At 70.7% G+C, this 12,563-nt stretch carries 9 protein-coding genes; 2 read left to right on the forward strand and 7 right to left on the reverse strand.

Annotated features, from left to right (window positions below; translation table 11 throughout):
* Positions 1 to 395: 395 nt before the first annotated feature.
* Genes dgoD through ACLJN9_RS21895 form a run of 7 tightly spaced genes read right to left on the reverse strand, consistent with a single transcriptional unit; the run spans position 396 to position 9,094 of the window.
* The gene (dgoD, locus tag ACLJN9_RS21865) at positions 396 to 1,541 is read right to left on the reverse strand and encodes a galactonate dehydratase (protein WP_410813332.1); all 1,146 of its coding nucleotides are present in this window, start codon (positions 1,539 to 1,541) and stop codon (positions 396 to 398) included.
* A gap of 20 nt (positions 1,542 to 1,561) precedes the next feature.
* Positions 1,562 to 2,299 carry an SDR family NAD(P)-dependent oxidoreductase gene (locus ACLJN9_RS21870; protein ID WP_410813333.1) on the reverse strand — a complete coding sequence of 246 codons (738 nt, stop codon included), beginning with the start codon at positions 2,297 to 2,299 and terminating at the stop codon, positions 1,562 to 1,564.
* A complete protein-coding gene (locus ACLJN9_RS21875) occupies positions 2,296 to 3,699 on the reverse strand; it encodes a GH1 family beta-glucosidase (RefSeq protein ID WP_410813334.1) in 1,404 nt (467 codons plus the stop codon). The genes ACLJN9_RS21870 and ACLJN9_RS21875 overlap by 4 nt, the downstream gene beginning before the upstream one ends.
* A complete protein-coding gene (locus ACLJN9_RS21880; protein WP_410813336.1) occupies positions 3,696 to 4,514 on the reverse strand; it encodes a carbohydrate ABC transporter permease in 819 nt (272 codons plus the stop codon). Before ACLJN9_RS21880 ends, ACLJN9_RS21875 begins: the two co-directional genes overlap by 4 nt.
* Entirely contained in the window at positions 4,511 to 5,515 is a 1,005-nt protein-coding gene (locus ACLJN9_RS21885) for a carbohydrate ABC transporter permease (protein WP_410813337.1), read from the reverse strand. Before ACLJN9_RS21885 ends, ACLJN9_RS21880 begins: the two co-directional genes overlap by 4 nt.
* A 2-nt stretch (positions 5,516 to 5,517) precedes the next feature.
* The gene (locus ACLJN9_RS21890) at positions 5,518 to 6,897 is read right to left on the reverse strand and encodes an ABC transporter substrate-binding protein (RefSeq protein ID WP_410813338.1); all 1,380 of its coding nucleotides are present in this window, start codon (positions 6,895 to 6,897) and stop codon (positions 5,518 to 5,520) included.
* Between the two features lie 4 nt (positions 6,898 to 6,901).
* Positions 6,902 to 9,094, reverse strand: a complete 2,193-nt coding sequence (locus ACLJN9_RS21895) for an alpha-galactosidase (protein WP_410813339.1) — start codon at positions 9,092 to 9,094, stop codon at positions 6,902 to 6,904.
* Positions 9,095 to 9,198: 104 nt separating this feature from the next.
* On the opposite strand from ACLJN9_RS21895, the gene ACLJN9_RS21900 reads away from it, so the two are divergent.
* Together ACLJN9_RS21900 and ACLJN9_RS21905 are read left to right on the forward strand one after the other, a co-directional pair.
* Positions 9,199 to 10,158 carry a helix-turn-helix domain-containing protein gene (locus ACLJN9_RS21900; protein WP_410813341.1) on the forward strand — a complete coding sequence of 320 codons (960 nt, stop codon included), beginning with the start codon at positions 9,199 to 9,201 and terminating at the stop codon, positions 10,156 to 10,158.
* Positions 10,159 to 10,344: 186 nt separating this feature from the next.
* A complete protein-coding gene (locus tag ACLJN9_RS21905; RefSeq protein ID WP_410813343.1) occupies positions 10,345 to 12,519 on the forward strand; it encodes a discoidin domain-containing protein in 2,175 nt (724 codons plus the stop codon).
* Positions 12,520 to 12,563 lie beyond the last annotated feature (44 nt).

A 12,563-nucleotide genomic window follows, 5' to 3' on the forward strand; every position in this document is an offset into this window, starting at 1 on the left:
GGGTCACGCCCGGCTCCTGCGCCGGAGCAGCACCAGCCGAACCAGCACCCAGACCGGTAGCAGCCAGACTCAGAGCGAGTGTTACCAGGACAGGACCGCGCAATCGGCGTAGCAGCCGTGTGCCCATGGATCCTCCAAGGGAAGTGAGGGACTGGAAGAGGCGGCCCGTCGCGGAGGAGCAGAGTCGCTGGGCCAGCCGTGGGATGAGCCGTCGACGCCGACGATCGACCAATCCCGATGCGTGAACGCAACCACACGATAGAAGGCTTTGACACAAACGTCGATATCTTTTGCTTGATGTGGCAAAAGTTTCTTCTCCGCGAACAGAAGTCGCGCCGGCCTGGTGGTGGTGTCGGGAGTCGATCAATCCACCACGAGCGGATCCGGCTGGCCTGTCACCATTCCGTGAAGGATCCGTCGTCGCGGCGCCAGATCGGATTGCGCCACCGATGGCCGAGCTGGGCGGCGCGGCGGATCGCCGGCTCGTCGACCTCGATGCCCAGCCCGGGCGCGGTGAGCAGGTCGACCCATCCGTCCTGGTAGGAGAAGACCGAGGCGTCGACGAGATAGTCGTGCAGGTCGGCGCTCTCGTTGTAGTGGATGCCCAGACTCTGTTCCTGGATCAGCAGGTTGGGTGCGGCGAAACCGACCTGCAGGCTGGCGGCGAGGGCGAGCGGTCCGAGCGGGCAGTGCGGGGCGAGTGCGACGTCGTACGTCTCGGCCATCGCGGCGATGCGCCGCACCTCGGAGATGCCGCCGGCGTGCGACAGGTCGGGTTGGGCGACGCCGATGCCGTGCCCGATCACGTCCTTGAAGTCCCACCGGCTGTACAGCCGCTCGCCGGTTGCCAACGGCGTGCTGACCAGCCGCGCCAACTCACCCAGGTACGAGCTGTGTTCCGGCGCGACCGGCTCCTCCACGAACAGCAGCAGGTACTCGTCCAGCAGGGGCAGCACCCGTCGGGCCATCGGCAGGGTGAACCGGCCGTGGAAGTCGACCGCGATGTCGATCTCCGGCCCGACCGCCTCGCGGACGGCCGCCACCCGCTCGACGATGGTGTGCACCATCGCTGGCGTGTCCAGGATGCGCAGCGGGCCGCTGCCGTTCATCTTCACCGCCGTGTAGCCCTGCGCCACCCGCTGGCGGGCGTGCTCGGCGACGTCGGTGGGGCTGTCCCCGCCGATCCAGCTGTAGACCCGGATGCGGTCGCGCACACGCCCGCCGAGCAGTTGCCACACGGGTACGCCCAGAGCCTTACCGGCGATGTCCCACAGGGCCTGGTCCAGCCCGGCGACGGCGCTGGCAAGAACCGGACCGCCACGGTAGAAGCCACCCTTGACGCCAACCTGCCAGTGGTCCTCGATCCGCATCGGGTCCGCGCCGATCAGGTGGTCGGCCAACTCCCCGACCGCTGTCGCCACGGTGGCCGCCCGGCCCTCGACGACCGGCTCGCCCCAGCCGACCAGGCCCTCGTCGGTGCCGACGCGGACGAAACACCAGCGGGGCGCCACCTGGAACGTGTCGATATCGGTGATCTTCATGGTTCGATCCGGCTCCTGGGTCAGCGGGTGGCGAGCCAGCCGCCGTCGACGGGCAGGCTGACCCCGGTGATGTACGAGGCGTCGTCGGAGGCGAGGAAGGCCACCACCGAGGCGATCTCCTCGGCGTGCGCCATCCGCCGCAGTGCGGTGAGCGCGCCGGCCCGGACGAAGGCGTCCTCGTCCGAGGGGTCCCATGCCGGCGTACGCACGGGCCCGGGCAGCACCGCGTTGACCCGTACCTCCGGGGCCAACTCGGCGGCGAGCTGCCGGACGAGACCGTCGAGGCCGCCCTTGCTCGCGGCGTAGGCGGCGTTGCGGGGCATTCCGCAGACGGCGTGCACGCTGGAGGTCACGACGATGGCACCCCGGTTGGCCCGCAGGTCCTTGCCGAGGGCGCGCACGGCGTGGAACAGCGCGCCGACGTTCACGTCCAAGGTGCGCTGCCACTGCTCGACGGTCAGGTCCGTCACCTCCGCGTCGACCTGGAACGCGGCGTTGCTGTGCAGGATGTGCACGCTGCCGTACTCGCGTCGGGCGGTGTCCGCCACCTCGGCCCAACCGTCGGGGTGGGCGACGTCGGCCCGCACCGCGACCGCCCGTCCGCCGGCCGAACGGACGCCCTCGATCACCTCGTCGGCGCTCGCCACGTCCACGACCACGACGGCCGCTCCCTCGCTGGTGAGCCGTCGGACGGTAGCCGCGCCGATGCCCGAGGCGCCGCCGGTGACGACCGCGACCCGGCCGGACAGCCCGATCACGCGGCCACCCCCGCCGCGCGGTGCGTCGAGATGAGGTCCCGGTACCAGCCGAACGACGACTTCGGGGTACGACGTCCGGTGGGAAAGTCGACGTGGACGAGCCCGAAGCGTTGTGAGTAGCCGGCCGCCCACTCGAAGTTGTCCAGCAGCGACCAGCAGGTGTAGCCGCGGACGTCCACACCGGCGTCGACCGCCTCGGCCAACGCTCGCAGGTACGCGTCGTGGAACGCGATGCGTTCGGGGTCGTCGACGTTGCCGTCCGGGCCGACCTCGTCCGGGTAGGCGCAGCCGTTCTCGGTGACGAACAGCGGCGGCAGCGCGGGATGGCGGTGCCGCAGGTCGAGCAGCAGAGTACGCAGGCCGTCCGGGGTGACCCCCCAGCCGAAGCCGGTGCGCGGGACGCCGGGAGGCGGCTCGAGCACCGCGCCCATGTCCATCGCCACCCGGTCGGCCAGCGGCGGCAGGCCGGCCGCACGAGCCACCCAGGACTTGTAGTAGTTGACGCCGAGGAAGTCCAGCGGCTCCGCGATGCGTTCGAGGTCGCCGGCCTGGACGAAACCCATGTCGGTCAGCTCACGCCAGTGCCGTACCAGCAGGTCGGGATATCCCCGTCCGAGGACCGGATCGGCGAAGAGTCGGGTCTGCAACGCGTCCACCCGGGCCGCCGCGGCGAGGTCCTCGGCCCGGTCGCTGGCGGGCGCGACCGGGCCGAAGTTCAGGGTGATGCCGATCCGACCGGCTGCGGCGCTGTTCCGGTACGCCCGCACCGCGTCGCCGTGGGCGAGCAGCAGGTGGTGCGCCGAGGTGATCGCCGGTCCGCCCAGCCGCAGGCCCGGAGCGGCGTGACCGTAGCCACCGGTGCCGTGCAACGACGGGCAGATCGGCTCGTTCAGGGTGATCCAGTCGGTCACCCGGTCGCCGTACGCGTCGAAGCAGTACCGCGCGTACGTCACGAAATCGTGGACGGTGTCGCGGTTGCGCCAGCCGCCGCGATCCTCCAGGTCCTGCGGCAGGTCCCAGTGGAACAGCGTCGCCATGGGCGAGATCTGACGTTCCAGGAGCCCGTCGATGAGCCGGTCGTAGAACGCCACACCCCGAGGTTCGGGCCGGCCCCGACCGGTGGGTTGCAGGCGCGGCCAGGCGATCGAGAACCGGTAGGTGTCCACGCCGAGGTCGGCGAGCAGGTCGAGATCCTCGTCGAGCCGGTGGTAGTGGTCGCACGCCACGTCACCGGTGTCGCCCTGGTGGGTGAGCCCGGGCGTGTGGCTGAAGGTGTCCCACACCGAACGGCCACGGCCGCCCTCGGACACCGCGCCCTCGACCTGGTAGGCGGAGGTTGCGGTGCCCCAGCGGAAGCCGGCGGGCAGGGTGAGCGGTGCCGGAGCGGAGGCAGTGGTCATTTGATCCCCGAGGTGGCGAAGCCCCTGACGAAGGAGCGCTGCATGAACAGGTAGATCACCAGGACGGGCAGGGTGTAGAGGATCGCGCCGGCGGCCATCAGCTGGTTGATCGGCTGACCCTGCGGATTGACGTACAGGTCGGTCACGGCCACCGACAACGTCGAGCGGTCCTGGCTGAGCAGCAGGGTCGGGGTGATCCAGTCCCCCCAGGTGAACACGAACGCCAGCACGAAACTCGTCGCCAGCGCGGGCTTGGCCAGTGGCAGGAAGATCTGCCAGAACATCCGGACGTACCCGCAGCCGTCGATGACGGCGGCGTCCTCCAACTCGGCCGGCAGACCGGCGAAGAACTGGCGGAAGAGGAACACCAGGTACGCCGAACCGGCCGCTCCCCAGAGCAGCCACGGCCAGTACGTGTCGACCATGCCGAACTTCGCGAACAGCAGGTAGGTGGGGATGAGGGTGACGATCTGCGGGAGCATCAGGGTGGCCATCATGACCGCGAACAGGGCCCGCTTTCCGGGTGCCTCCAGCCGCGCCATGGCGAACCCGACCAGCGCCGAGGACAGCGACGCGAAGGTCGCGTAGAGCACGGAGATCGCGAGGCTGTTCCGGGCGTACCCGAGGAAGTCGACGTAGCTGACCGCGTCGCGGAAGTTGCTCCACAGCGGCTCGGAGGGCAGCCAGTGCACCGGGATCGCCGACAACTCCCCCGGCGCCTTCAGCGAGATGTCGAGCAGCCAGAGCAGCGGGAGGAGGAACAGAGTCGCCGCCGCACCAGCGACGATCAGGAGCGGGAGTCGGGATGCTCTCACTTTCGGCGGCCTTTCTCTTCCGGGCCGACGGCGTAGTGCACCCACCGGTTGCTGACCTTGAACACGACAGAGGTGAACACGACGAGGAGCACGAACAGCAGCCAGAGCAGCGCGGAGGCGTAGCCGAGCCGGCCCAGCCCGAACGCCTCGACGTAGACGTGCACCATGAACAGGTTGAGCCCGTCCGGGACGGTGGTGAGCTGGCGGGGGCCGCCGGCGGAGAGCAGCAGCGCGGGCACGAACGTCTGCACGGTGAAGATGACGCCCGTGATCACCTGGAAGAACAGCACCGGCGAGATGATCGGCAGGGTGACGGCGCGGAAACTCTGCCAGGACCCGGCACCGTCCACCCGGGCCGCGTCGGTGAGCTCGGACGGCACGCCCTGCAACGCGGCCAGGGAGATCACCATGTTCGACCCGGAGCCCCAGAGCAGGAACAGGATCAGCACCACGAACGCGTACGGGTCGGTGAGCCAGGTCGTCGCGGTGCCGCCGGTCGCCACGGCCGCCGCGTTGACCGCGCCGGCGTCGCGGTCGAAGAGCAGCCGGAAGGTCAGCGCCGCGGCGACCGGCGGCACGACGGCGGGCAGATAGAACAGGGTACGCAGCAGCGCCCGGCCGCGGATCCTCTGGTTGGCGAGCACGGCCAGCGCCAGACCAACCGTGATCGTCCCGGCCACCGCCACGGCGACGAACACCAGCGTCCGCAGCAGGCTGCTCCAGGTGCGCCCGTCAGACAGCGCGGCGGTGTAGTTGTCCGCCCCGACGTAGCTCCAGTGTGGCGAGAGCGCGTCGTAGTTGGTGCTTGACAACCAGAGCGCGTAGCCCAGGGGCACGACGGTGAGCAGCGCGAAGCCGAGGATCCACGGTGCGGTGAACGCGTAGAAGGTGCGGGCGCGGTGCCGCTGCTGGCGGCTGCGGGCCGTGCGGGCCGGGGGTGTCGACGACCCGGTGCTCGTCGACACCGCCCGACCGGGCCTCGGTCGCGTGGTCAGGGCCACCGCTAGGACACCTTGGCCTTCTCGGCCCTGATGAGGGGGTTGAGTGCGCCGTTGAGCGCGTCGGCGAGCTTCCCGCCGGTCGACCTGCCGGTGATGGCCCTCTTGAACTCCTGCCGCATGACCGTCTCGAACGCGTCGATCTTCACGTACGGGGTCCACGGCACCACGCCGAAGTACGGCAGTTCGCGCTGCTCGGCGTCGTAGGACTGCTGGTACTGGGCGGTGCCGCGAGGCAGGTACTGCTGCATCGACTTCAGCGCCGGCAGGCCCCACCCGGAACCCGCCCGGTCCTTGGCGGGCTGGCCGCCGTTGTACCACTCCAGGTAGGCCCAGGCCGCGTCCTTGTTCCTGCTCTTCGCCGGGATCCAGTGCCCGACGGCGGCGGCGGTGGGGCTGACCCGCTTGCTGCCGAACACCGGTGCGGCGACCAGCTTCGACGAGGCGAGCACGCCCTTGTTCTCGGCGATCATGCCCTGGAACCAGTAGCCGGACATGTAGGTGGCGATCCGTCCGGCCTGGTAGACCGAGGCGTCCCATCCGTCGGGCGCCGGGTTGACCGGGTTGTAGGAGACCTTGGCCGCCACGACGTCGAGCCACCACTGCAGGATGCGCTGCCCCTCGGGGGTGGAGAAGTCGACGGCGTCGCCGGCGTCGTTGAAGAAGGAGCCTCCGAACGTGGCGATCTGCTGACTGAGGTAGCCCATGCCGATGTCGTTGTAGCCGCCCAGCCCGTACACCGAGGTCTGGCCGCTCTTACTCCTGGTCAGCCGACGCGCGGTCTCCAGCAGTTCGTCGTAGCTGGTCGGCTCGGTGTCGGACGGCGCGCGCACGCCGGCCGAGCCGTACAGCGCCGAGTTGACCCAGTGCATGCTGTCCTGCGAGTAGTCCTTGACCAGGCCGTACCGTGGGCCGGCGCCCTGCCGGGCGCCGTCGAAGCGCCACAGGTCCTGCACCGGCAGCAGGTCGTCGGCCTTGATCAGGCTGCTCTTGGCGAGGTAGTCGTCCAGCGGGTGCGCGAGGCGACGCGCGGCCAGGTACGGGGTGTCGGTGGTGCCGAGGCCCTTGACGACGTCGGGCGGGTTGCCGCCCGCGATCATCGCGGACAGCCGGGTGAAGTCGAACTTCAGGAACTCGGTGCGGGTGCCGGTCTCCTTGGTGAACGCCGCGAGGAGTTCCGCCTTGTGGTCGCCCGGGTCGCCCATGATGGTGATGGCGGCGTTCTTGGCGGCGGTGCCCGACGTGCTCGCGCTGGGCGCGCAGGCGCTGAGCGCGCCACCGCCCAGCGTCGCGAGGCCGACGGCGCCGAGCGATCCCCGAAGCAGGTGACGGCGGTTGATGAGGGTGCCGGTGGGGACGGTTGCGGGCTGGGATGTGACAGACATGGTGCTAACTCCCATTCCTGGGCCGGGACGGTGGATTGGTGGGTGCCAGGTGCAGCAGCCGCGCCGCGGGGGCGGCGGGCAGGTCGATGGTGAGCATGCGGGCGTCGGCGTGGTGGCTCGCAGTGACCGGCAGCTCGCGTGGATAGACGATGGTCACGGTGTGGTCGGTGGGCGGGAGTGTGGGCAACGGCAGCCGCACGGTTGCCGGGCCGCCCCGGCGCCAGACGGCGAGCCACAGGTCGTGGCCGTCGCGCAGGCCGAGCGCGAGCCAGTCGTCGTCCCACGTCGGCAGGCCCAGCGGCCACAGGGGTACGGCCGCGGCGAGTCGGCGTCGATAGTTGGCGTACGCGCTCAGCCCGGAGCGCACCAGGTCTCGCTGGTGCGGGTCGAGGTGATCCGCGCGGCCGCTGAGGTGGATCCGGCCCAGCATCGCGTTGATCATGGTGAGGGCGATCTGCTCGTCGTCCATCCACGGCTGGGGGTAGGCCCAGACGGCGCCCTGTTCCGGAGTCACCCCGCTCGGCGCGGCCGCCGCGATCGCGGGATACGCCAGATGGTCGCGCTGGTCGCTCGTGGACTGCACGGGCAGGCGCGCGAGCAGGGCGTAGTCCATCCGCATCCCACCCGCGGCACAGTTCTCCACGGTCACGGTCGGGTGTCGGTCCAGCAGCCGGTCCAGCCACTCCAGGTGGGCGCGGTTGTGGCCGAGCAGCCCGTCACCCCAGCTGTACGCGTCGATCTCGGTACCCACGCCCGCGTTGATGTTGTGGTCGAACTTGAGATAGCCGAGGCCGTGGTCGGCGATCAGCCGGTCGACGATTCGGTCGAGCCGGTCGATCACCGCCGGATGTCGTAGGTCGAGCTGATGCCGTCCGCTCTCCCGGACGATCTCGCCGTCGCGGTGGAAGTACGCCTCCGGCGGCAGTTCGCCGACGGCCGAGCTGCGTGCGCCGACCACCTCGGGCTCCAACCAGAGCCCGGGCACCATGCCCCGGTCGCGGATGCGGCGGAAGACCTCGTCGAGCCCGCCCGGGAAGCGTCGGGCCGACGGTCGCCACTCGCCGACCTCGTCCCACCAGTCGTCGGCGTCGGCGTACCAGCCGGCGTCCAGGCAGAACACCTCCGCGCCGAGGTCGGCGGCGGCGTCGACGAGTGGCAGCAACCGCTCGGTGCTCGGGTCGCCGTCGAGGCAGTTCATGTAGTCGTTGAACACGATGGGCAGGTCGACGTTGTCCGGGTGCGGGCGACGCGCTGCCCGACGATGACGGGTCAACGCTCCGAACGCGTCGTCGAGGCCGCTGGCGCTCATCGCCACGGTGACCGGGACGCTGGTGAAACGGTCCCCGGGGGCGAGGCGGCGGCGCCAGTCGTGCTCGGCGGAGGTGGGTCCACTGGCGGCCAGGTAGAGGTCGCCGCCGCGATCACCGATCTCCCAGTGCCACGCCCCGTTGTGCTCGATCTGCCACAGCCAGCATTCCCCCGTGCCCGGGCGATGCACCGATCCCATCGGCAGGTGATCGGCGGAGGACCACGAGCCGCGGGCGGTGACGGCGTACCGCTTGCGCGACGAACCACCGTTCAGCCCGACGTTGCGCAGGCCCAGGTCGACCGGTCGCTGGCTGAGCCAGCGCAGCTCTCCGCACCAGCCGTTGTGGGCGACCCCGATCCGCAGGTCGGTGTCCCAGCGGGCGCTGGCCGCGCCGGCGAAGCCGGCGTAGACGAACGACGAGAGGTACGCGAGCACGACCGCCTCGGCACCGTGGTTGACGATCTCGGTCGTCCAGCGCAACACGGGCAGCTGCCGCAACTGCTCGACGTGCACCCGCACGGCGAGCCCGCGCTCAGGGTCGCGCAGGTGCAGAGTCAGCGACTCACGGTCGGGCGACAGCTGGCGCTCGGCGCTCACGAACCGCAGCCGGGCGGAGCTCTCACTCTTCTGGTGCCGGTCGTTGGGTGTCCCGCCGGACAGCGAGCCGTCCCCTCCGAGAGCGAGTTCCACCAACGGCAGCGCGACGGCCGGATCCTCGAGTGGCCCGTCCGGTGCTGCCGCCGCCGAACAGCGGACCAACCTCGGCACCCCGTCGGCGTCGACGTCGACCACCAGCAGCGCCGATCCCGGCGTCGCGCCTCGGCCCCAGCTGATCCGGGTCGGCGGCGGCAGCGGGACGTCGGCGCCCTGCTGGACTGTCGCGGTCATCGACGACCCCTCCCGGTACCTGTGGACTCCGTTGGAGCACGACCGTAGTCTCAGATTCCGCGAGTACGGTCTGCCTTCCTCCGTTGCCTCTCCGGGATACTCAGATGACCGCTGCACCCCGTCGCACCGCCACCACACCCGCACACCGCCGCGTGCTGCCACCCAGGGACGACGAGTTCGGGCTCGAATGCTGGCACGGCTTCGCGCCGCACATGTCCCAGGCACACCGCCACGAGCACATCGAGGTCAACCTCCCCACCACCGGCGCGATCTCCTACCTGCTCGGCGGTCACCGTTTCCAGGTGCCCGCCGGAACGACCACCGTCTTCTGGGCCGGCATCCCGCACCAACTCGTCGACGTCGCCAAGGGCACGACCATGCACTGGCTGCACCTGCCGATGGCAACGGTGCTCAGCTGGGGGTTACCCGAGGCGGTCATCACCCGGCTGCTCAGCGGGCAGCCGATCCTGGCCGCCCCGGGCGGCCACCACGACGACCCGGCCGACGACGAACCCGCGGAGCTGGCAGCGGCGGACAACCGCTCGTTCCGCCAGTGGGGCCGCGACATCACCGGCGGCCAGGCCGAACGCCGCGACATCGCGTTGCTGGAGATCGAGGCGCGGATCCGCCGTCTGGCCCGACAGGACCACGGCAACCGGCACGGGGTCCACCCTCCGGCCGCGACCGGGGCAGCCCGCCCGTCGGTGGACACCGGTGGCAAGGACGCCACATCCCGGGCCGCGCGGATGGCACAGTTCCTGGCCGCGCACTTCCGCGAGCCGATCGGCGTCGACGACGTCGCCCGGGTGGTCCACCTCAACCCGCACTACGCGATGACGCTGTTCCGCCAGGTCGTGGGCCAGACGATCGGCTCCTACCTCAACCAGTGCCGGATAGCCGAGGCGCAGCGGTTGCTGATGACCAGTGACGCCACGATGCCGGAGATCTGCACCGCCGCCGGCTTCGGATCGTTGAGCCGCTTCTACGCCTCGTTCCAGGAGACGTGCGGACAGTCCCCGGGCGAATACCGGCGGATCTCGACCTCGTCGCGGCGACGGAGCTGAGCGCGACGCCGTCGCGGCGACGGAGCTGAGCGCGACGCCGTCGCGGCGACGGAGCTGAGCGAGGATTCGGGAGGTTCGTCGTAGGAAGGCGGACCTGGGTCGGCCGTCGGCCAACTAGCGTTCCCCACCACATCCGCGCGTTCTCGCCCGGACCTGGGTCCTACCGACCCGAGGAGGGAAGCGATCATGATCTCCGCACTCGCACGGCGGCGAACACCGGCCGGCAGAGGCCGACGCCGAGGCACCAGACTGGGCAGCGGCATCGGCGCGCTCGTGCTGCTCGTGCCCGGGCTTTTCTGCCCCACGCCCGCGTCGGCGCACCATCGCGCCGCGTCCCGCAACCCGCTCACACAACCGTTCGACAACACCAGCATCTGGAACACCCCGCTGGGCTCCGGTGCGCGGTACCAACCCACGTACCTCCAGGTCGAGCCACGGGTGACCCTGGACCCGAACTACTACCTCAGCGCGGCGGCCGACGGGGCCTACCGCACCTACCGGCTGCACAGCCCGGACGGCCCCTCGTACAGCGCGGGTGGTGTCGTCTACGGCGGACGCTGCCGCGGAACCTCGGACTACGGTCCGATCCTCTTTCCCCAGCAGACGGTGATCGGCGACGCCACCACGTCCCCGGCCTTCGACACACCCAACAACGCCACCGCCGTGGTCTACCCCGACGGCCGTACGATCAGCCAGATCCAGCCGGCAGCCCGCTGCGCCCCGGACCTCGACCCGCACGGCTACCGCGCCACCGAGCAGGACCTGTACGGCCCGGGCACCTACGGCGGGCACTTCGGCTCCGGGCTCTCCAGCATCGGCGGGCAGATCGGCGTCGGCGAGATCAGCGGGACCGCGCCGATCCGGCACGCCCTGCAGCTGGAGATCTGGGCCCGCAGGTACCTCACGTACGACACCGGCCAGTCCACGCCCGGCTTCCGCTGGCCCGCCGACCGGCACGACTTCGTGGCGCCCGACCGCGCCAGCGGCTACTGCACACTCGAGCCCTGCCGGAGCGCTCCCGACCCGCAGATGGAGATGGGTGCGCTGCTGGCCATTCCCCCCGCCACCACCGCGCGGTCGCTGGGGCTGACCAACCCCGCCGCCCTCAAGGTCTTTCACGCCCTCCGGAACTACGGCGGTTACCTGGTCGACGACACCGCCTGGGACACCGCCCAGATCGGCATCGACGCACGCGCCGTCCGTGAGATCGACCAGTCCGACCCGGCCTGGACCGCCGACGTCAGCCGGATATTCGCCGCCCTGCACGTGGTGACCAACAACGGGCCCCGCAGCATCGGTGGTGGTGGCACACCACGGGTCGCGCCCCCTGCGGCGCTGTCGTCACCGGCGAATCCTGCCCCGAGACCACTGCCGCGCAGCGGATGGACCGCGACCGCGTCCCTCGGCGCCGGCGCCGCCGCGGCGCTCGACGGTCGCACCACCACCGGTTGGCGCTCCGGCGCTCCGCTCGCCGCCGGGCAGTGGTTCCAACTCGACCTGGGCAGCCCGCGCAGCTTCAACCGTCTCACGCTGGACGCCGAGGCGTTCCCCTACGACTACCCGCAGGACTACGACGTCCTGGTCTCCGACGACGCGGCGACGTGGCGCGCCGTCACCCACGGCTCGGGTGGCCGGACGACGACCATCACCTTCCCCACCCAGACGACCCGCTACCTGCGCGTCCAGTCCTCCGGCGGGGGCATCGACCCGGCCTTCCAGACCTGGTCCATCGCCGAGATCCAGCTGTCGTACAACCCGTCCGTGGTGTTCGGTTCTCCGGTGCCGCAACCGCCGACGCCGCCCGACCCGGTCCCACCCGGCACGTTCTACTCCGAGAGCTTCGACGACGGTCTGGCCCAGGACTGGGCGCTCGGTTCCGGCGCCTCGGTGCAGCCCGGCCGCCTCACCATCCAGGAGTTCACCGGCCCGTCCCGTTCCGTCTACACCGGACGCACATTCGACGCCGGCACCGGTCGCTACGTCTACCGGGCCACCATCAGCAGCACCGCCGGCGACGACGGAAACCGCAACCAGGTGCTGTTCAACTACGCCGATCCCGACAACACCTACCTGGTCGACGTGGGCGGTGGCCCCGCCGGCACGGTACGCCTGCTCAAGCGCGTCGGCGGAGTCGAGACGGTCCTGGCCGTCCACTCCGGCACCTACTCCGTCGCCGCGACCACGACCATCGCCGTCACCTACTCGGCCGGCGGCCGGATCGACGTCTCCGCCATCCGGGACGCGGTGACGACGACCCTCTTCGACAATGTCACCGACACCTCGCTCACCGGCGGTGCCATCGGTGTCGGCGTCTCCTACAGCCACCTCACTGTCGACTCGGTCACCGTCGGCTCGCAGTAGCCGTCGGCCGGTCCGACGACCTCGTCGCACCAGGCCGTCCGGCT

The sequence above is a fragment of the Micromonospora sp. 067-2 genome, assembly GCF_046549295.1.
Taxonomy (GTDB): domain Bacteria; phylum Actinomycetota; class Actinomycetes; order Mycobacteriales; family Micromonosporaceae; genus Micromonospora.